15 protein-coding genes are annotated in these 19615 nt (G+C 70.6%); 5 read left to right on the forward strand and 10 right to left on the reverse strand.

Going from position 1 to position 19615, the window contains the following annotated elements:
* Positions 1 to 242 precede the first annotated feature (242 nt).
* Positions 243 to 1115: a helix-turn-helix domain-containing protein gene (locus tag ACFY12_RS24065; protein WP_390717948.1), complete on the forward strand. Its 873-nt coding sequence runs from the start codon at positions 243 to 245 to the stop codon at positions 1113 to 1115.
* Entirely contained in the window at positions 1112 to 1339 is a 228-nt protein-coding gene (locus ACFY12_RS24070; protein ID WP_390717949.1) for a DUF397 domain-containing protein, read from the forward strand. The genes ACFY12_RS24065 and ACFY12_RS24070 overlap by 4 nt, the downstream gene beginning before the upstream one ends.
* 68 nt (positions 1340 to 1407) lie before the next feature.
* Here the strand turns inward: ACFY12_RS24070 and ACFY12_RS24075 are convergent, their stop codons facing one another.
* The 4 genes from ACFY12_RS24075 to ACFY12_RS24090 form a co-directional block, all read right to left on the reverse strand.
* Positions 1408 to 2091, reverse strand: a complete 684-nt coding sequence (locus ACFY12_RS24075; RefSeq protein ID WP_390717950.1) for a hypothetical protein — start codon at positions 2089 to 2091, stop codon at positions 1408 to 1410.
* A gap of 122 nt (positions 2092 to 2213) precedes the next feature.
* The gene (locus ACFY12_RS24080) at positions 2214 to 2972 is read right to left on the reverse strand and encodes a glycosyltransferase family 2 protein (RefSeq protein ID WP_390717951.1); all 759 of its coding nucleotides are present in this window, start codon (positions 2970 to 2972) and stop codon (positions 2214 to 2216) included.
* 5 nt (positions 2973 to 2977) lie between these two features.
* The gene (locus ACFY12_RS24085; protein WP_390717952.1) at positions 2978 to 3310 is read right to left on the reverse strand and encodes a hypothetical protein; all 333 of its coding nucleotides are present in this window, start codon (positions 3308 to 3310) and stop codon (positions 2978 to 2980) included.
* A gap of 38 nt (positions 3311 to 3348) precedes the next feature.
* The gene (locus tag ACFY12_RS24090; RefSeq protein ID WP_390717953.1) at positions 3349 to 7698 is read right to left on the reverse strand and encodes a hypothetical protein; all 4350 of its coding nucleotides are present in this window, start codon (positions 7696 to 7698) and stop codon (positions 3349 to 3351) included.
* A gap of 448 nt (positions 7699 to 8146) precedes the next feature.
* Between ACFY12_RS24090 and ACFY12_RS24095 the strand changes: the two genes are divergently transcribed.
* Complete coding sequence (locus tag ACFY12_RS24095) at positions 8147 to 9004, forward strand: alpha/beta fold hydrolase (RefSeq protein WP_390717954.1); 858 nt, start codon at positions 8147 to 8149, stop codon at positions 9002 to 9004.
* Between the two features lie 57 nt (positions 9005 to 9061).
* On the opposite strand, the gene ACFY12_RS24100 is transcribed toward ACFY12_RS24095, so the two are convergent.
* The 6 genes from ACFY12_RS24100 to ACFY12_RS24125 all read right to left on the reverse strand — a co-directional run bounded on the left by ACFY12_RS24100 (position 9062) and on the right by ACFY12_RS24125 (position 16184).
* Complete coding sequence (locus ACFY12_RS24100) at positions 9062 to 10486, reverse strand: DHA2 family efflux MFS transporter permease subunit (protein ID WP_390717955.1); 1425 nt, start codon at positions 10484 to 10486, stop codon at positions 9062 to 9064.
* A gap of 26 nt (positions 10487 to 10512) precedes the next feature.
* Positions 10513 to 11775 (reverse strand): AMP-binding protein, encoded by a 1263-nt coding sequence (locus tag ACFY12_RS24105; protein ID WP_390717956.1) that lies wholly within the window; start codon positions 11773 to 11775, stop codon positions 10513 to 10515.
* Positions 11772 to 12887, reverse strand: a complete 1116-nt coding sequence (locus tag ACFY12_RS24110; protein ID WP_390717957.1) for a RimK family alpha-L-glutamate ligase — start codon at positions 12885 to 12887, stop codon at positions 11772 to 11774. The genes ACFY12_RS24105 and ACFY12_RS24110 overlap by 4 nt, the downstream gene beginning before the upstream one ends.
* A gap of 120 nt (positions 12888 to 13007) precedes the next feature.
* Positions 13008 to 13823 carry an alpha/beta fold hydrolase gene (locus ACFY12_RS24115; protein ID WP_390717958.1) on the reverse strand — a complete coding sequence of 272 codons (816 nt, stop codon included), beginning with the start codon at positions 13821 to 13823 and terminating at the stop codon, positions 13008 to 13010.
* The gene (locus ACFY12_RS24120) at positions 13816 to 15387 is read right to left on the reverse strand and encodes an AMP-binding protein (protein WP_390717959.1); all 1572 of its coding nucleotides are present in this window, start codon (positions 15385 to 15387) and stop codon (positions 13816 to 13818) included. The genes ACFY12_RS24115 and ACFY12_RS24120 overlap by 8 nt, the downstream gene beginning before the upstream one ends.
* Positions 15388 to 15473: 86 nt before the next feature.
* Positions 15474 to 16184, reverse strand: coding sequence for a class I SAM-dependent methyltransferase (locus ACFY12_RS24125; protein WP_390717960.1), 711 nt, complete (start codon positions 16182 to 16184; stop codon positions 15474 to 15476).
* Between the two features lie 439 nt (positions 16185 to 16623).
* Here ACFY12_RS24125 and ACFY12_RS24130 point away from each other — a divergent pair, with 439 nt between their 5' ends.
* Together ACFY12_RS24130 and ACFY12_RS24135 are read left to right on the forward strand one after the other, a co-directional pair.
* Positions 16624 to 17646, forward strand: a complete 1023-nt coding sequence (locus ACFY12_RS24130; RefSeq protein WP_390717961.1) for a LysR family transcriptional regulator — start codon at positions 16624 to 16626, stop codon at positions 17644 to 17646.
* A 185-nt stretch (positions 17647 to 17831) separates the two neighbouring features.
* The gene (locus ACFY12_RS24135) at positions 17832 to 19595 is read left to right on the forward strand and encodes a sensor histidine kinase (protein ID WP_390717962.1); all 1764 of its coding nucleotides are present in this window, start codon (positions 17832 to 17834) and stop codon (positions 19593 to 19595) included.
* Positions 19596 to 19615: the final 20 nt, after the last annotated feature.

Here is a 19615-nt window from a genome sequence, read left to right on the forward strand (position 1 = left end):
CGTCTGGCCTTCCCGTTCGCCATGGCGCTGCCGTCGTGTCTAGTGCTGAAGATGGCGCTTCCGTGGCTCAACCACCGTGTCCTGTTGCACAGTTGGGCGCAAGAGAATCTGCTGGAAATCAGCCTCAGCATCGGAAGTGGCACATGCCAAGCCATGCGCATAGCTTCCGCTCCGCGCACAACGGATGCCAGGCTGAACACAAGGCAGTCAGTGGCGCACGACTGCGTCAGAATGGAGAGCGCATGGCCGCACGACCACAGCCAACCGCCAGGCGGATCGGACTCGGACACGAACTACGCCAGCTCCGCAGGGCGGCCGGTCTGACGATCGCGGAGTCAGTAGAGGGCATGCCCTTCGACGAGAGCACGCTTCAGCGCGTCGAGACTGGTTGGAAGTCCTTTCGACAGGCGGGGCACCTGCGAGAGCTGTTGGAGCGCTATGGCATCACCGATGAAGAGCAAGTGGACAGGCTGGTGGCTCTCCAGCGGGAGGGGGCCAGCCGCGAATGGTGGACGGGGATCGGGACCACCATGCTGTCGGGCATGCCCCGATTCCTTGGCGTCGAGTCCGCGGCCAGGGAAATCCGTATGTTTCATCCGACCGCCGTTCCTGGGCTGCTCCAGACCGAGGCGTATGCGCAAGCTGTGCACGACCTTCACAAGCCCATCGACGAGACGACCACGGAGTTCGGGCAGCAAAGCGTGCAGATCCGCATGAAGAGAAAGGAGGGCATGACACGCGACGACGACCCCCAAAAAGTGTGGGCTGTCTTGTACGAGCCAGCCCTCCGCTACCCCATTGGAGGGCCAGACGTCATGCGGGAGCAGTATGCCGCCCTGGCCGAATGGGCCGCCCGAGAGAACGTGACCATACAAGTTCTCCCTCGGGCGGGAAGTGGTTACGTTGCTTTCCACGATGTCAACATCATGATTCTCGGTGACGGTCTGCCGACCACAGTCCAGACGGACACGGCATGGAGCACCGTCGCTGTCACAGATAAACCGCGCGACGTCGGGCGGTTCTCCCGCATGTTCGACGCCATGGTCGCTGCCGCGCTGCCTCCCAGTGACACCCCGAAATTTCTGCACCAACTATCGAGAGAGACCACAGAATGAAGACTCACCCTGCCACGGCGATGGCATTGCATCTGGAGGGCGCTAGCTGGTTCAAGTCGTCCTACAGCAACAATGGTGGCAACTGCATTGAGGTCGCCGACGACTTCCCCGGGATGGTCCCGGTTCGAGACAGCAAGGCCCCGCACGGTCCGGCGTTGGTCTTCGCGGCGGACGGCTGGTCGTCGTTCGTCGCCGCCGTCAAGGGCGGAGAGTTCTCCGCCTGAGAATTCCGGCACCCCAGCCGCACGGCCACCGCCACCATTCGGCGGGGGCCCTGCGGCTACGGTGACTGCTACGTTGAAGGGCGTTCTGACAACTTCAGCACCTCTATCAGGTGGCGCTGGGTGTGGGCGTATGTCTCCTGCGCGTTGAGTGTTTCCACATCCACGCTCAGAACGTGCCAGGGGGTCTGTTTGAGGAGACGACTGGTCAGTTCGGCCTCGGAGCGGAGATGGGCGGCGGCCGACGAGAGGTCGTGAACAGCTCGGGTGCCAGGCGAGCCGGCAAGTTTCCGTACGTACCAGTCTTCCCAGGCATCGCCTTCTCGCTCGACTGCGCGCCGCAGTGCGGATTCCGGATTGTCGTGGACGTACACCACGGTGACCTGGGCCGGCTCCACGGCCCGGGCCAGTTCTCCCATGACGCGTACGAGAGTTTTCTCGTCGTGGCCCCATGCCACAAGAGACGGAATAAAGGGCAGAAGGGCATCGGTTATCAAGTAGTCCTTGCCCGCCGTGATTGACTCCGCGACGTAGGCGCGAGTGCACTCAACCAGTGTCGCGGGCCGAACGGTTCCGGCCCCACCGGCGAACTCCTCCGCAACGGGCTGGAAGGCCGGCCGCGTGAGAATGTCGGCCTCCTCGAAGTGGTCGACCGATGCGCCGACGCGGGTGAGCCACTCGGCCACCGCACGGCACAGGGTGGACTTGCCGACACCGGGGCTGCTGCCGATGACGGAGATGAGGTGCATAGTCATGGCGGCAGTTTTGCACCGCGCGAAGTCCGTCGGACGGAGTGGACAGGGCGGACGGGGCGGACGGGGCGGTCGGGGTGGACGGGGGCGTCGTCAGTAGTCCTCAGTAGTCGTCGGATAGTGACTCAATCGGCGGCTGGGTAGCGCCAGTTGAGGTGGGCGAGCTGGCGGGCGCGGGCCTCGGCGATGGTCATGCGGGCGGTGTGTTCGGTGGTGTCGGTGTGGGAGGGCTGGCCGGTGGCCTGGCCGGGCCATTTGCGGTAGAGGAGGCCGACCTCGGGGGAGAACCAGCCGCGGCTGGTGGCGTTGAGGGCGAGGAGCAGTCCGGTGTCTTCGGAGGCCGGGAGGGCCATCCAGCCGCCGAGGGCGAGGAGCAGGTCGCGGCGGATGAAGAGGGTCGCTGGGTGGACCGGGGCGCGGAAGTCGTTCGTCTTCCAGGAGTCGAGGACGGTTCCGCGCTCGATCGGGCCCGGGGCGGGGTCGCCGGGGAAGCCGGTGGTGGTGCCGTCGGGCAGGAGGTCGAGGGCCCGGGAGGTCGCCCAGCCGATGCTCGGGTCGGCTTCGAGGGCGGCCAGGTCGCGGGCGAGTGTGCCGGGCGTGAGCTGGTCGTCGGCGTCCAGGACTTTTACGTACTCGCCGTCGGCGTGGGCGAGGGCGAGGGTGCGGGCGACGCCGGGGCCGCCGGGTCGGCCCTGGCGGAAGGTCACGCGGTCGTCATCGGGGACGTGGGGCGCGACGGCGTCGGTGGTTCCGTCTTCCTGGATGAGCCAGTGCCAGTCCCAGCCGTCCGGGAGTTCTTGGTGGCAGAGCGACGTGTAGGCCTCCGCCAGGAAGTGCGCGGAGGGCGCGTGGACGGCGGTGATGATGATGATGCGCCGGCGCACGGCACTCACCACCTTTCCGGGGGAGTGGTGAACCTCAGCTCGTGCGGCTCGTGCGGCTCGTGCATCTCATGCAGGTCATGCCGCTCACGCAGCTCATGCAGCTCATGCAGGTCATGGCGGATTTCGTTCATTTTCTGAGCCGGGAGCAGTTTCTTTGCAAAGAGCGAAAGTTGAGCGAACAAAGGTTGAGCAGAGAACGGTTGAGTAGAGAACAAAAGTGCCCGATCGCTGGCGACGGGGGATGCACCAGCGATCGGGCTGGACCCAAGCCTATCAAGGCTGACGGTCAGGTGGGAGCCAACTGCCAGATTGGAACCAGGAGTTGTGATCGGAGTCACGTAATGTTTCCGGATGTTTCCGGTGCGGGCGTAGGCCGTTACGTGCCGCATGGCGGTTCGTACGGGAGATGGGGCAGGTACTCGTGCCATTTCTCGGGTGTCAGGACCCCTCGGGTGGTTGAGCAGATGCGGCGGATCGCGGTGTCGGCGTCCAGGTTCCACAGCCGGACGGTGCCGGCGCCGCTCGACACTCCGAGCAGGTGGCTTTCGGGGCTGAAGGAGAGGAAGTTGCCCGTTTTGGCGTTGGGACTGGTCGATTGGCCGATCGCGGCGGCCCGGGACGGGACCGTGACGTTCCAGAATCGGACCGTGCTGTCGTCGCCGCCGCTCGCCAGGGTGTGGCCGTCGTCGCTGAATGTCAGCGACACGACCGCCTGGGTGTGGCCGGTGAGCGGGGCACCCAGCCGGGTCGGCTTGGATTCCTTGGAATCCTTGAGGCCGGCCGTGTTCCAGAGGCGGACGGTGTTGTCCTCGCTGCCGCTGGCCAGGGTGCGGCCGTCCGGGCTGTAGGCGAGCGTGTTGACGGGGCCCAGGTGCTCCGTGAGCGGCGCGCCGAGCCGGACGGTGCGGCGTGGGTCGGTGGTGTTCCAGAACCGGATGGTGGCGTCGGCGCTGCCGCTGGCGAGCGTGCGCCCGTCCGGGCTGAAGACCAGGGAGTTGACGTAGCCCTTGTGGCCGGTGAGGGGTGCGCCGAGCGGAACGGCGTGGGCGGGGTCGGTGACGTCCCACAGCTGAATGGTGCGGTCGTCGTAGGCGGTCGCCAGCGTGTGTCCGTCCGGGCTGTACGCGAGTGCGTCGGCTCCCATGAACCGGGTCCGGAGGCGGAGGGGTGGTCCGTAGGAGACGGGCTGGGCCGGGTCGGTGACGTTCCACAGGTGCACCTCGCGGTTTCCCGTCAGTACGGCGAGGGTGCGTCCGTCGGGGGAGAACACCTGCGCGCGCTGGCCGCCGTCCCCGGGCATGAACGGCCGGCCCATCGGTGCGGGCTGCTCGGGATCCGTCACGTCCCACAGCCGGACGCGTCCGTCGAGGGCGGCCGTGGCGAGCACCCGGCCGTCCGGGCGGAACGCCCCTACCCGGCCGACCATGTTCGACGTCGGGATCGACCACAGGCGGATCTTGCTGTCACCGGTCCCGGTGGCGAGCGTCCGGCCGTCGGGGCTGAAGCCCACGGCGAACATCTCGCCGCTGCTGCCCGCGAGGGGCTCGCCGACCTGCGACGGGTAGGCCGGATCGCTGACGTTCCACAGGCTCGCCGTGCTGTCCGCGCTGCCGGCGGCGAGCATGCTGCCGTCGGGGCTGAAGGCCACCGACCACACGGGGCCGGTATGGCCGGTGAGCGGCGGGCCGAGCGGCGCCGCGTCCCGCGGGGTGGCCACGTTCCAGAACCGGATGGTGTTGTCCGAGCTGCCGCTGGCGAGCGTGCGTCCGTCGGGGCTGAAGGCGACGGAGTGCACGGTGCTCGTGTGGCCGGTCAGGACGGTGTCGAGGGGGGTGGGGCGGCTCCGGTCGGTCAGGTCCCAGAGCCGGATGGTGTGGTCGTCGCCGCCGGCTGCCAGCGTCCGCCCGTCGGGGCTGAAGTCCACCGAGCGTACGGCGTCGGTGTGGCCGGTCAGGGCGCCGCGCGCGGCCGGCCGGCGCGGGTCGCGTACGTCCCACAGGCGGACGGTGCGATCGTCGCCGGCGGAGGCCAGCGCCGCTCCGTCCGGGCTGAAGGAGAGCAGGTAGACCGCGCCGTGATGGCCGGTCAGGGGAGCCCCGAGCGGCCGCGGGTGGCGGGGATCGCGTACGTCCCAGAGCCGGATCGTGCCGTCGTCCGAGGCGCTGGCGAGGGTGCGCCCGTCCGGGCTGAAGACGGCGGTGCTCACCCAGCTCGTGTGGCCGGTGAGGGGGGTGCCCAGGGGTTTGGGCCGGGTCGGGTCCGCCACGTCCCACAGGCGGACGGTCCGGTCGTAGCTGGCGGTGGCCAGGACTCGTCCGTCCGGGCTGAACGAGGTGAGGTAGACGGCGCCGGTGTGGCCCCGGAGCGGTGTGGCCAGGGGCGCGTTCACGATCGAGATCAAGCGGTTCTTCGCGCCCTCGTCGCCCGGCCGCAGGCGGTGGGCCACCAGGTCGAGCTGGGCCGACAGCGACGGGTCCGTGTACTGGGCGCGATCGGCTTCGGAGAGCACCTGCTGGAAGACGGTGTCGTCCCGCTGCTGCCACGCGACCACCGCGGAACCGACGGCCAGCAGCGCCATGACGACCAGCGCCGCCACCGCACCCCGCCGGAGCCGGACCGAGCGCTTGCGGAGTCTGGCCGAAGCGGCCAGGAACTCCACCGCGCTGCGGGTCAGGAGGGTGTCACCGGCGGACTCCGCCCACGTGCGGGCCTGGTCCAGGCGGGAACCCCGGTAGAGGAGGGACGGGTCGCGGTCCGAGGTCTCCCAGGCCCGGCCGTCCTCCTCCAGCCGCTGGCGCAGCAGATTGCCGTTCCGGTCCTCGTCGATCCAGTCGCGCAGGCGCGGCCAGGCGTGGAGCAGCGCCTCATGAGTGATCTCGACGGCCTCCGCGTCGAGCGTCACCAACCGGGCGTGGACCAGGGCTTCGAGTGATTCCTCCGTCTTGTCCGGGTCTGTCGACTCGGCCGCCAGTTGGCGCCGCGTCCCCCGCCTACGGGTGGCCTGGGTGTCCTCGCCCAGCCGGACCAGCCTGAGGAGGAGCAGCCGCGCGGCCGTACGGGCCGTCGGGTCGAGACCGGACCAGGCCCGCTCGGCGGTCGCCGCCACCGCCCCCTGGATTCCGCCCGCCGCGCGGTAGCCGGACAGCGTCAGCCGTCCCGCCTTCCGGCGCTGCCAGGTGGCGAGCAGGGCGTGGGAGAGGAGCGGCAGCACCCCCGCGTGGTGCGCACCGCCGTGGCCGTCGGCGCTCACCTCCCGGACGATCAGTTCCGCCAGTCCCGGTTCGAGTTCGAGGCCCACGGCCTTGGCCGGGCCGGTCACCGCCTCGCGCAGCTCCGTGGCGGTCAGCGGGCCGAGCACCATGTGGCGGTGCTGGAGCGCGTCGGCGAGTTCGGGGTACCCGAGGCAGTGTTCGTAGAAGTCGGCGCGTATGCCGATGATGACCAGGGCGGGGGCGGGGCCGGGGGCGTTGGCTGGAGATGGGCCGCCGGGGCCGCCGGGGTCGCCGGGGTCGCCGGGGTCGCCGGGGTCGCCGGGGCTGGCGGGGACGGCGGGTGTGCATGCGGCATGGAGGATCTGGACGAACGTGCGCCGGGCCGTCTCGTCGGAGCAGAGGGTGAACGCCTCCTCGAACTGATCCACCACCACGACCGGGCGGGGCGCGGAGGGTGTCTCTCGTCGCGCCCATGCTGTGACGGCCTCCCGGACCGCCTGCGCGAAGTGTGGGGTGCCGGGCCCCTTTTCCGTCTTTTCCGTCGCTCTCGGGTCCACGGCTGTCGGTGCCTGTGCTGCCGCCACCCGTGCCTGTGCTGCCGCCACCCGTGCCTGTGCTGCCGCCACCTGCTCCGCCGCCCCCTTCGCGGCGGAGAGGACGGCCGCTAGCTCGGGAATCCGGCGGGTCAGCTCCGCGAGCGGATCGCCTCCCGGTACGAGTTGTAGTACTTCCCTTTTGCGGGCTTCCCCCTTCTGGCTGTTCCCGTCGCCCAGCGCGCCCTTCTCCACCGCGGGCACCAGGCCGGCGTGCAGCAGGGACGACTTTCCCGCCCCGGAAGCGCCGACGAGCATGACCAGGCCGCCCGTCGTGCCGGCTTCTCCCCTGCCTGCTTTCTCCGCTTTCCCTGCTTCCTCTGCTCTATCGAATTTCCCGGCTTTCTCCGGTCCTTGTGATTCCTCCGATTCCTCCGCTTCCTCTGCTTCTTCCGCTTCTTCCGCCGCGCGGAGTTGGGCGACCAGGGCGGCCGTGCTCCGCTCCCGGCCGAAGAACCACCGGGCGTCCTGCTGGCGGTACGAAGCCAGCCCACGGTACGGGCACACACCGGGGACGGCCGCGGCCTCGGCCGGGGTGCGCTCCTCTCCCTGCGTGGACGCCACGGCGTGGTCGGCGGCGGCCGGGCCGGTGACCGCTCGCTCCCACAGGCGCTGCCACTGGGCCAGGTCGTACAGGTCCGCGACCACCGGTACGGGCCGCAAGCGCCGGGCTTCGGGGATCAGGACGTGCAGCACCGCCGCGAGGGCGGCGAACTGCGCGGGCACGTTCTTGGCCCGCCGCCAGTCACTGATCCGCTGCACGGACACCCGTACGGGCCGCCCTCGCTCGTCGACCCGCCGAAGCCGGACGACCGCCTCGGCCACTTTCTTGAGGGGAGGGTTGCCGGCTTCCTTGTACAGCAGCGCGAGACGTTCCGCGAAGGCTGTACGTGCCCCTGAGTCGGAACTCAAGGTGCCCACTCCTTACTTCCCCCGCACTCGGTTGCTTCCCCCGCACCCAGTACTTCCCCAGTACGTGGACATCCGGACCGGAAAACTCACCTTAGCTCGCTGACCTGTGGATACGCCCTGGTTCCGGAGCCGGAACCTTCTCAGCGGTCGCTTCAGCGGGCAGGATCACGCCCAGTGCCACACAAACTGGACGCGCCGTTCGGTACCGGTCCTCACAGGGGAGGGACCGGTGCCGAGCGGCGCACCACGTGCACCACGCCGTTCACCCGGAGAGAAACCGCCGGGGCCCGCCCATCGCCAGGGGTAGATCCACCGCACGGAAGAGACGGAAGAGACGGAAGAGACCGCACGGAACGGAGCGGTACGGGATGTCTGGGAGGCGGCATTGGGCGTCGTAGCGGCTCGGACGACGCGGGCGGGGATCGTGTACGAGGTGGCGGGGAGCGGGGAGCCCGTCGTGTTCGTACACGCCGGGTGTGCGGATCGGCGTATGTGGCAGGCGCAGTTCGAGGCCCTGGCGGCGCGGTACCGGGTGATCCGTTACGACTGGCGGGGGCGGGGCGAGTCCGCGGACGCGGCCGGTGAGGTGGTACACCATCGCGATCTGATCGACCTGATGGATGAGCTGGGTGTCGGTCGGGCCGCCGTCGTCGGGGCGTCGGATGGCGGGCGGATCGCGCTGGACGCCGTGCTGACGGCACCGGACCGGTTCGCGGCGCTGGTTCTGATCGCCGCCGGATTGTCGGGGCATCGGTGGCCCGACTCGATGGTGGAGCGGGCGCGGCAGTGCCTGCACGGCGCGGTCCCGGCCGAGCGCCTGAGGCGTTACGAGGAGGGCGCCGCCGAGTGGATCGATCCCGCCGACCTGGACGCCGTCGCGGAGGCGGAGGCGGAGTTCCTGGTGGCGGGGGAGGGAAGGGACCGTACGGCGCTCCGTCCCGAGGTCTGGGAGCCGGCCGTGGCGATGAACCGGCTGACGCGGGAACGGATGTGGAGCGGGCCGCCCTCCGTCGAACCGCGGTCGCGGCCGGCGGCGAAGGAACGGCTGGCCGAGGTGGCGACCCCGACGCTGGTGATCAGCGGGCTGGCCGATGTGCCGGAGATCCTGGAGGTGTCCGCGCTGCTGGCGCGGGGGATTGCCGGGGCCCGGCGCCTCGAGCTTCCCGATACCGGTCATCTGCCGCCGCTGGAGCGGCCGTCGGAGGTCACGGCTGCCCTGGAGGAGTTCCTCGGATCGTTGGGGTACGGATCGTTTGGTTACCGCTCCTTGGGTTACGGGTCCTTGGGTTACGACTCCTCGGGTTACGGCGGCTGAGCGGGGCGGGCTCGCGGCGGGCGCGGTGGCCGGGCGCGGTGGCCGGCCGCGAGCCGGTCAGTCAGCCACCGTCGCCTGCTCGGTCTGTGCGGGAACCGCCGGCCGGTCGGCGGGCGCGTCCTTGCGGCGGGCCGTTGCGCAGGCGATGGCGCCGAGGACGATGACGCCGATGGGGAGCGCCATCGACGTGCGCATCGCGGTGACTCCGCCGTGGCCGCCCGCCGTCTGCGTCTGTACCAGTGCGCCGACCGCCGAGGTGCCGACGACCGAGCCCAGCTGCCGCACGGTGTTGAGCACGCCCGAGGCCGCGCCTGCCACCTTCGGGTCCACGCCCTGCATCGCCACGGCCGCCATGGGGGCGATCAGGCAGCCGTTGCCCATGCCGACCACGATCATCGGGGCGAGGAACGCGGCCCATGCCGTGTCCGGGCCCATGACGAGGGCGTTCCAGAGCATGCCGACGGCCGTCAGCAGCATGCCCGTGAACAGTACGTACTTCCCGTCGATCTTGTCGGTGAGCCGTCCGGCGAACGGCGCGAGGGCCATCGAGACCAGAGAGGCGGGGGCGAGCGCGAGGCCCGCCTTCAGGGCGCTGAAGTGCAGGACGTTCTGGAAGTAGAGCGAGAGCAGCAGCATCAGGCCGAGGACGCCGACCGAGACCGAGGCCGAGACGAAGTTCATCGCGGTGAAGTTGCGGTTGCGGAAGAGGGCGAAGGGCACCAGGGGCTCGTTGTCCTGGCGGCGCCGCTGCTGGACGACGAAGGCCGCGAAGAGGACCACGGCGGCGGCGAGCAGGGCCCAGACGAAGCCGTTCCAGTGGTAGCGCTCGCCCTCGGTCAGGCCGAAGGTGAGACAGAACACCGCGGCCGAGGACACCAGTACACCGGTGAAGTCGAGCCGGTGGGTGGCCCCTTGGCGGATGTCCGGGACGACGAGGAAGAGCGCGGCCAGGACGAGGGCGCCCACCGGCACGTTGACGAAGAAGATCCAGCGCCAGCCGAGCCCGCTGACCAGGAGCCCGCCCAGCGCCGGGCCGGCCACGGCGGCGACACCGGCCACCGCACCCCACACGCCCAGGGCCGCGCCGCGCCGCTCGGCGGGGAAGGCACCGACGATCAGGGTCATGGTCTGCGGGACGAGCAGCGCCGCGCCCAGGCCCTGCACCACGCGGGCGGTGATCAGCTCGGCGGGGCTGTCCACCAGACCGCACGCCAGGCTCGCGACCGTGAACAGCGCGACGCCGACCGCGAAGAGCTGGCGCGGACCGCGCAGGTCACCCAGCCGGCCCGCGGTGATCAGCAGCGCGGCGAGCACGAGGATGTAGCCGTTCATCGACCACAGCACCTCGTCGAACGAGGCGTGCAGACTGTCGATCATGCTGGGGATGGCGATATTGACGATCGTCAGGTCCAGCAGCGTCATGAAGAAGCCGAGGGAGAGTACGACCAGGATGGCCCAGGGGTTGCCTCGGATCTTGCTCATGCGGCCCTCACTCATGCGGCCCTTGCTCATGCGGCGTTCTCGCCCTTCCTGTCGCCGTGCGGTTTCTCGTCGTGCTCCGTGCGCTCGTGCTCCGTGCGCTCGTTCGCCGGGTTCTCGTTCGCCGGGCTCTCCTGCCACACCATCGCGGGCACCTTGTTGGTGCGCTCGATACGGGCCAGCCGGCTCACCCGGCGTGCCCGCAGGGCGTCCGGGTACTGCCGGGCCACCGCCGCCAGGTGGTAGAACTCGCCGGTCAGGCGGGCGCGTACGGCCTCCGGGGCGGCGGTGCCGGTGAAGTCCAGCGTCAGCGCACTGGCCGCCCTGGCCGAATCGGTGCTGCGGGTGAGCCTCAACTGGGCTTCCACGACGCCCGGTTCCTCGCGCACCAGGTCGATCAGCTCGCTCACCTTGAACAGCGCGCTGCGCAGGGTGAGGGAGTCGTCGGCCCGGCCGAGCACCGTCAGCGCGTCGGGGCGGCCGCACCGGCAGGTGGCCGGGGCGACCCGGTCGCCGAGGCGGTAGCGCACGACGGGGACGGTCCAGCCGTCGCCGACCCGGCTCAGCAGGGCACCGTCCTCGTCCGGCTCCATGATCTGGCTGGGCAGCAGATGCAGCGTGGTCTCGTCGCAGCCGGGCTGGTTGGCGGCCATCACCCAGGTTTCCACCGAGCCGTAGTTGCCCCACAGGCCGGCGTCGGGGAACGCCTCGCGGACCAGGTCGCGCTTGTTGCCGGTCCACGGCTCGGCCATCCAGATGATGGTGCGTACGGGGAGTGCGGGGATGCTCGTACCGGCGTCGAGGACGCCCTGGGCGAAGTCGGCGAGTCCGGTCGGGGTGCCCGCGAGGGCGTTCACCCCGACCTCCTCGAACATCTCCAGCCAGCCGGCGACTTCCTCGGGGGAGTAGGGGCCGGAGGGGATGACCGTGCAGTGGCTCTTCTCGGCCAGTGTCTGCATGTAGTAGTGGGAGCCCCACATGCGGCCCGCGTTGAAGAGGTTGAGCAGGACGTCGCCCGGCCGCAGCGGCCGCCAGAAGTCCAGCAGGCGCTCCAGGCCCATGCCGTGCGGTACATGGGTCAGTTTGGGCCTGCCCGTCGTGCCGCCGCTGGACATCAGCACGCTGCCGGTGCCCTGTGCGGCGGCCGCGCGGGTGTGGGCGTAGATCTCCACGGGGCCGGTGACGGCGAGGTCGGTCACCTCCCGCGCGGACTCGGGTACGGGTGGACCGCCGGCCGCGGCCAGATCTCTGGCGTGCGCCAGCAGGAGGTCTGTGGGGATGTGCCCGATCATCGTGTGCTCGTCCCCTGATTCCGGTTCTGGTACGGGTTCTGGCCCTGGTCCTGGTCCTGGTTCTGGTTCTGGTTCTGGTTCTGGCTGTGACTGTGGCTGTGGCTGTGGCTGTGGTTCCGGCGCAGGAATTCCTGGTGCGCGGCGCCGTACGCGTCGAAGCGCGCCGCGATGATCTCCCGCTGCTCGCGCGCCGCCTGCTCGGAGCCGGGGAACGCGACCGCGCCGTCGGGCTCCACCTCCGACAGCCAGAACCGCTCCCCGTCGTGGAGGAAGTCGACGGCGAGGTACGGCATGGGCATCCTGGCCGCGACGTAGTCGACGGCGTCGGCGAGCTCGGGCGGCAGCGGTACATGCTGCATCCCGCCGCCCGCCGAGAGGTTGGCGGTCAGCGAGGTGCCCTGAGGGATGCGCCGCAGCACGGTGTGCGGCTTACCGTCGATGACGTAGACCCGGAAGTCGTTGATGCCCTCGCCGAGATATGGCTGGCACACCAGAGCGGTCTCCGCGCCGGCGGCGAGCCCGACCACCCCTTTCAGCTCCTCGGCGCTGCGCACCAGGCACACGCCCTGGCCCATGCCCCAGTAGGCGGGCTTGACGATGAGCGGATAGCTCAGCCCGCTCAGCGCCGCCTCGTACGTCCTGGCCGGCGAGTCCCGGCCGGACCCGATCCGCACGGTCGGCACCTGGGGGAGCGGGCTGTCCGCGAGGTGCAGCATGGTCGCGGTCTTGTCGTTGGCGATGAACGACAGCCGGGGCGGAATGGGCAGGTGGAAGCCGGCGGCTTCGAGGATGGTGTAGAGGTAGAGCTGGTTGCAGACGTCCGGGGCATGGTGCGCCAGCGACCACAGCGAGGTCACGAACACGGTGTCCTGCGGGGTGACGGCCGCACCGTCCAGGAAGACCCGTGGGCCGCCCTCGGCGGAGGCGTCCACGGACACCTCGTCCGGCTGGTGCAGCGACAGCGCCCAGCCGCGCTCCCGGGCCACCTCCTCGTAGATCCCCCAGACGTGCGTCCACTCCTTGGTACGCATCCGCTCGGTGCCGCGGTCCGGGTAGATCCAGCACAGCCGGCGGCCGGCGGCCTGCTCAGCGGGTGCAGCAGCAGTAGTCATCAACGCCTCAACGCTCCGCTTCGGTTGTTCCGCTTCCGTTGTTCCGCTTTCGTCATCGGGCCGGCCGCCTGTTCCGCTCTCGTCTCCTCGGGCCGCCTGTTCCGCTCCGTTTCCGCTCCGTCATCGGGTGACCCAGGCGCGGATCACGCGGTGGAACCTCTCGGGTTCTTCCAGGAACGGAAGGTGGCCGCTGCGCTCGAACATCTCCAGCCGTGCCCCGGGCACGGCGTCCGCCAGCCAGGCCCCGACGGGGCTCGGGTAGACCTGGCTCAGGGCGCCGTGCAGGAACAGCGTCGGCACCCCCAGCGAGGGCAGTCGGCCGCGCCAGTCCTGCCGCAGGGCGTCCTGCCACAGCTGCCGCTTGGCGTCGGCATGGCAGGCGGCCGCGGCGTCGGTGAGCTCGTCGAGCAACGCCGTTACGGGGGAGTCCCCTTGGGCGAAGAAGCTGCCGACCAGACCGGCGATCGTGGCGCGGTCCGGTGAGCCGAGCGCACGGCCGATGTCTTCCGCGCCGGCGGCGTCCAGGCAGCCGAAAGCCGCGTGCTGCCAGCCGCCCTCGGTGAGCAGGTACGGCGTCTGCTCCACCGAGACCAGGGAGGAGACCCGGTCGGATCCGTACCGGTCCAGGTAGTGGTAGGCGACGGTGGCGCCGAGCGACCATCCGAGCAGGGTCAGCCCCCGTACGTCCAGCTTCTCGACGAGGGCGTGGAGATCGGCCGCACAGCGGTCCACGGTGACCGGCTCGGTCCCCTGCGGGGTGGCGCCGTGGCCGCGCAGGTCGACGGTGAGGACGCGGTGGTCGCGGGCCAGGTCGGCGACGGTACGGGCGAAGAAGGCCGAGGGCGCGCCGAGACCGTGGACGAGAAGGAGCGGCGGCCCGCTGCCGGTGTCCTCGAAGTGGAGTATCTGCCCGTCATCCAGGGCGAGTTCAGGCATGCCCGTCCTTCTCATCGCTCCGGATCACGTACTCCCCTTCGTCCCCTTCGGCCTCGTTCTCCCACTGCTCCCACCGCTCACGCAGCAGCGGTTTGTCCGGCTTGCCGACCGGCGTGTGCGGGATGTCGTCGGTCAGGCGGACGGTGCCCCGCAGACCATGGCCGCGCACGACCGCCTTGACGGACTTGCGGACCTCGCCCTCGGGCCGTCCCGGATCGCCGTGAACCGCCAGCAGGACCTCGTCGCTGTACTCACCGGGGCGCGCGGGCAGTGCCACGGACTCCAGCACCGGGCAGCCGGCGGCGATCTCCTCGTCCAGCATCGGCGCGGGCAGCGGCCCGCCGGAGGCCGCCAGGGTCTCGGTGACCCGGCCCAGGATGCGCAGCGACCCGTCCGGCTCCCGCTGGGCGACATCGCCGGTCCAGAACTCCGCGCCTCGGAAGGTACGGGCGTTGGCCTCGTCGCTTCCGACGTACCCCTCGCTCGTGCAGTCCGACATCAGCACCAGCTCGCCGAGGCCGGGGGTGTCGCGGGAGAGGGGTTCGAGCCGGGTGCCCACGCCCTCGACGGGGAACATGCCGATGCCCGTCTGGAGGACGTCGGCCATATTGCCGAGGGCCAGGCCGAACTCGGTCGATCCGTAGATCTGCCGGATGTGGATGCCCAATACCCTGGCAGTGTCGTCCAGTTGGGCCGAGCTGAGGTAGGCGCCGCCGCACAGCGGACGGCGCAGCCGCGACAGGTCCGGTGCCGGACCGTCGGCCGCCGCGGCCCGTACGTACTCCTCGTAGTGGCGGGGCAGCGCGCTCATCGCGGTGGCGCGGTACTCCGCGATCTGCCGTAGCAGCACCCCGGGCGCGGCGTGCGGGTCCGCGAGCACCAGCTCCGCGCCGGACAGCAGGGCGGCGAAGACGTGCAGGTCGGTGGCGTGTGCCACGTCGAGGGTATGGCGGCAGAAGAAGACGTCCTCGGCGGTGATGCCGGTGTCCGCGAGCCAGCGGCGGCGCTCGCGCAGGAAGCGGTCCTGCCGCCAGACCATCTGCTTGGGAAAGCCCGTCGACCCGGACGTCCACAGTGCGCGGAAGAGGCCGGCGTGCGTCTCGGCGGGCTCGCGGGGAGACGGTTCGGCGCGGGTGAGGGCGTCGAGCCGGACCCGGGGCGGGGCGTCGTCGGGGAACTCGCGGTCGTGGCCGGGTTCGGGGTGGGGTCCGTGACTGGGTTCGGGGTGGGATCCGTGACCGGGTTCGGGGTCGGTCACGATCAGCCGGGGCCGGGTCAGGCGCAGCGCCGTCGCGGTGTCGGCCGCGTCGAAGTTGCTCATCAGCGGTACGTACCGGGCGCCGGTACGGGCCACGGCCAGGATGAGCGCGACATAGCCGATGCTGTTGCGCAGGGAGCAGGCGATGACGTCATCGGCGCCGACGCCGTGACCGCGCAGCCCGGCGGCCGTGCGGTCGACGAGCTCGACCAGTTCCGCGTAGCTGACCGCCGGGCCGTCGGTTGTGGTGACGGCCCGGGCGTCCGGCCGCCGCGCCGCGATGTCGCACAGGGCTTGGTAGAGCACGCTTCACCTCAATGAGTGCGCGGGCTGTGATGACTGCGCGGGGTGTGTTGAGTGCGCGGGCCGCTCCATGGCCGGTCCGTACGGGTTCATGCCGCGTTCCAGCCGGCGTAGGTGGCGAAACGCCAGTCCTTGGCGAGGCAGTCGACGGTGCTGAAGCCCGCTTCGCGCAGCCACTGGAGCTGGGTGTCGACATCGATGGGAATGTCGTGCTTCATGCGCTCGCGGCCGGCGGCCCATTCCTCGGCCGGAGTTCCGGAGGCGTGTACGTGCGCCTCGTGCTGCCGGTCGTACATCTTCTCCAGCGCGGGGGTCGGCGCCAGAACCTGCTCGACATTGACGAAAATGCCGCCGGGGCGAAGGACCGTGCGGATGCGCGCGAACAGATCCTGCTTGTTCTCGTGCGTCAGATGGTGAATGGAGAGCGCGGAGACCACGGCGTCGAAGGGGCCGGCGGGCAGTTCGTCCAGGTGGTCGGCCACCCGTACCGATACCTGGTCGTCCGCGGCGAAGCGCTGCCGTGCCTGGCCGAGCATCAGCTCCGAGCGGTCCTGGAGCAGCAGTTCCGCGCCGGGAAGGCGCTCGCGTAGCGCGGCGCTGAGCAGACCGGTGCCCGCGCCCAGGTCCAGAATGCGCGGCGCGGGTCCCACCGCCATGGCCACGGCGCCGACCGCACTGTCGTAGAGCAGGTCGAAGGACGGGATGAGCTGCCTGCGCAGCGCGTCATAGGTTTCCGGGTTCCACAGTTCGGTGCCGGCGGAGGCGCTGGAGGCAGTCGTGGCAGTCGTCGTCTGCGACATGGTTGAACCTTCCCCGTTAAATTGCCGTGAATGAGTTCCGGTATTCGCGCATTACTTGGAATTGGAATTTCTTGCAAACCGCCGCCAGGCTAAGGGGGGTCTGATGATCACGGCAAACTCTTCTTCCTTATCGGTTCGATCAGTAAAAGTGCTCACGCGACTGCATCCACGGCTCCTTCTCAACGCCTTCTCAATGCCTTCTCGGCGCCCCCCCGACGCCCTCTCGACGCCCTGCCGCGGGCGACTTTTGGCCATTTTCCTCCGCACTCCAAATCCAGCATCACGGCGTCATCCCAGGGCGGCGTAGGCGCAAACGTGTACTCTGCACCTGTCTGAAATCAATCGCCCAGCCATATGAAAAGTGAAAGGGCAGGCAAAGAAGTTCTCATAAGCGCCGAGGGCGACGCGGATCGTCGTGCCGACGGCGAGGATGAGGGCAATGAGGGCAATGATCAGTTACGAGGAGGCGGGGCCGCCGGTGTATCGCAATCTGGACGTCGGTCAGCTCCGCACGCTCATCACCATCATGCGTACCGGAGGCTTCCGGCGGGCGGCGGAAGCGTTATCGCTCACCCAGCCCGCCGTCAGTCAGCACATACGGCGGCTGGAGGCGGTTCTGGGCGGCCCCGTCTTCGCCAGTACCGGCCGCCGCCTCGAACTCACCGACGCGGGGAGGCAGTTGTACCACTATGCCTGCCGCATCGTCGCACTCAATGACGAGGCCGCCGCCCGGATCACCGCCGCCGGCCGGCAGACCTGCCTCAGGATCGGTGTCTCGCCCTATCTCGAAGGTGCCCTGCCGGGACTTCTCTCCGCCTTGGCAGACCTGATGCCGTGGACCCGCCCCACCGTGCACACCGAGCTGAGCGAACCGCTGGCGGCCCGGGTGGCGGAGGGCGACATCGACGTCGCGCTGCTGCTGCGCCCGTCCCGCGACCCCGGAGACCCCCACTCCGAACCCGTGGGCACCCTGCCCTTCGCCTGGTACGGCACCGGCCCGTCAGCCGCGTCCACGTCCACGTCCGCGTCCGCGTCCGGCCACTCCGTACCGATCGCGCTGTGCGGTGAGCCGTGCAACCTGCGCCGCCACATCCTCGGCATGCTGGCCGCTCATGACCAGCCCTGGCATCTCGCCTACGAGGGCCCCGACGTGACGGGACTGCGGGCCGCGGTCGCCGCCGGCCTGGGCGTGACCTGCTTACCCGCTGCCGGGCTCGACACGAGGGGCGTGCAGCGACTGTCCACCGAGCGACTGTCCGCCGAGGCCCTGCCGACGCCCGAACCCCTGACCGTCTCCCTGTCCGTCGCACCGCAGCTCGGCACGGCGGCGGCCGAGGCGGCCTTCTTCGCCGCTCAGCAGGCTCTGCGCCCCTACCTTGCCGGCGACCCCCCACCCGCTGTCTGTCACCCGCCGCTGCCCGCCCGTCACCCCGGCCCGGAACGGGCACTGGCCGGCCGCTGACCCGACGCGGGGCCTGTGACGCGCGGCCTGTGATGCGCGGCCTGTGATGCGCGGCCTGTGATGCGCGGCCTGTGACGAGGGGCTTCTGTCTGACTGACCCGACGCGGGGCCTCTGTCCATGGGCAGAGGCGAGTCGTCCCCAAGGTGCAGGGAGGCTCCGTGCGGCGGCCTTGATAATCGGCGGTATGTCGTCCAGCGCACCGCCAGTTATCGAGAACCGAATCGAGAACCACCTGGCCCGCAGCCCCTTCGCGGGGCCTGACGAGCGGGGGCGGCAGCTGTGGCGGGCGGCGGGTGAGGCGGTGCTGGCCGCGGCGCTGGTGCTGCTCGTCTACATGGGTGAGTCGGAGATCGACCTCCGGCTGAGGGCGGGCTGGGCAGCGGTGGTGACCCTGGGGCTCATCGGTACCGGACTGATGCTGGTACGGCGCCGCTACCCGCTGGCCAGTGTGGTCGGGCTGGCGGTGCTGACGGGAGCGGTCCCCGCGGTGGCGCTGCTGACCGCGGTGGCCGCCTACACCGCGGCCCGGCAGCGGGAGACGCCGCGGCGGCGGATGGGACTGCTGCTGGTGGCGGCCCCCTCGGCGATGGTCACGTGCGCGGTGTTCACCCCCGTGCTGGGGCCGGGCAGCTGGTCCTTCGGTCTTGCTCTGGGTGCGGTGCTCGCGGTGACCACGGTCGTGGTGCCGGGTCTGGCGGGCACTGCCGGGGGCCAGCAGGACCGGCTGGTGCGGGCGCTGCGGGAGCGGACGGCCGCCGCGGAGGAGGCACGCCGACTCGCGGACAGCGAGGCACGGGTGCGTGAGCGGTCACGTATCGCTGCGGAGATGCACGATCTGGTCGGGCACCGGCTGAGCCTGGTGTCCCTGCACTCGGGCGGGCTGGAGATGGCGCTGCGCCAAGAGGCCCCCGGGTTGCAGGACGAGGCAGCCGTGGTGGGCCGTGCCGCCCGTGATGCCATGCAGGAGCTGCGGGAGGTCCTCGGGGTTCTCGGCCCGTTGGAGCGGGACACCGGCACCGATGCGCTGACCGACGCGACGGGTACCCGCGCGGATGTCGAGGCGCTGGTCGAGGAGTCGCGCGGCGGTGGCATCCCCGTAGAGCTGGTCTGGGAGGGGCCGGATCTCGACGCGCGGCCGGCCCGGGTGCGGCGGGCGGTGCACCGGGTGGTGCGCGAGGCGCTCACCAACGTGCACCGGTACGCGGCCGGGGCCCACGTGATCGTCGCCGTCACGCACGCCGGTGAACGGGTGGTGGTGCGGGTACGCAACGGCGTGCCGCCGGTGCCGCCCGCCGCCGCGACCGGGCTCGGTACCGGGCGCGGGCTGATCGGGTTGCGGGAGCGGGTGACGCTGCTCGGCGGCGGCCTGGAGGCGGGGCGCACGCCGGGCGGCGGCTTCGCCGTAACGGCCGACATGCCCGCCGATTCCGGTCCCGATTCCGGTCCCGATTCCGGCCCTGGCCCCAGCGCGGAGACGGCGGACGCGGTGTCGGAGGGCAAGGGACCGGCCGGCAAGGGGGCGGCAGACGGCGTCGACGAGCCCGGCGGCGGGCTCTCCGCTGTCCAGCGGTGCGTTGCCGGCGCCGTCACCGGGCTGCTGGGCCTGGCGGGGGTGGGCGTGATGATGCTGTTCGGAGTCTTGCTGGTGGTCAACGCACAGCCCCCCGAGTACCAGCGCCACAAAGAGCCCCGAGTGGGGATGACGAGAGAGCAGGTGCAGCGGTCCACGTCCGGCGACGACGTCACGGTGCGCGCGGCCGCCGCCGGGCGCGAGCCGCCGCGGCCGGCTTCCGCCACGGACTGCACGTACCCGTGGGGGGCCGGGAAGGCCAGGGGCGGGCGGCTGGAGCTCGTCCGCTACTGCTTCCGGTCCGACATCTTGATCGCGATCGACCGCTTCACGGTCCCGATGGTGACCGAAAAGGCAACCCAACCGCCCCGCCCGTAGGACGGAGCGGACACGAGGAA

Source organism: Streptomyces sp. NPDC001339 (assembly GCF_042895955.1).
Lineage (GTDB): Bacteria > Actinomycetota > Actinomycetes > Streptomycetales > Streptomycetaceae > Streptomyces.

Excerpts from the sequence above, each read along its gene's own strand:
- ACFY12_RS24130 (WP_390717961.1), top strand. The coding sequence starts at position 16,624 with ATGAGGGCAATGATCAGTTACGAGGAGGCGGGGCCGCCGGTGTATCGC.
- ACFY12_RS24100 (WP_390717955.1), bottom strand. The coding sequence starts at position 10,486 with ATGAGCAAGATCCGAGGCAACCCCTGGGCCATCCTGGTCGTACTCTCC.
- ACFY12_RS24105 (WP_390717956.1), bottom strand. The coding sequence starts at position 11,775 with ATGATCGGGCACATCCCCACAGACCTCCTGCTGGCGCACGCCAGAGAT.
- ACFY12_RS24110 (WP_390717957.1), bottom strand. The coding sequence starts at position 12,887 with ATGACTACTGCTGCTGCACCCGCTGAGCAGGCCGCCGGCCGCCGGCTG.
- ACFY12_RS24135 (WP_390717962.1), top strand. The coding sequence starts at position 17,832 with ATGTCGTCCAGCGCACCGCCAGTTATCGAGAACCGAATCGAGAACCAC.
- ACFY12_RS24075 (WP_390717950.1), bottom strand. The coding sequence starts at position 2,091 with ATGACTATGCACCTCATCTCCGTCATCGGCAGCAGCCCCGGTGTCGGC.
- ACFY12_RS24065 (WP_390717948.1), top strand. The coding sequence starts at position 243 with ATGGCCGCACGACCACAGCCAACCGCCAGGCGGATCGGACTCGGACAC.
- ACFY12_RS24115 (WP_390717958.1), bottom strand. The coding sequence starts at position 13,823 with ATGCCTGAACTCGCCCTGGATGACGGGCAGATACTCCACTTCGAGGAC.
- ACFY12_RS24125 (WP_390717960.1), bottom strand. The coding sequence starts at position 16,184 with ATGTCGCAGACGACGACTGCCACGACTGCCTCCAGCGCCTCCGCCGGC.
- ACFY12_RS24070 (WP_390717949.1), top strand. The coding sequence starts at position 1,112 with ATGAAGACTCACCCTGCCACGGCGATGGCATTGCATCTGGAGGGCGCT.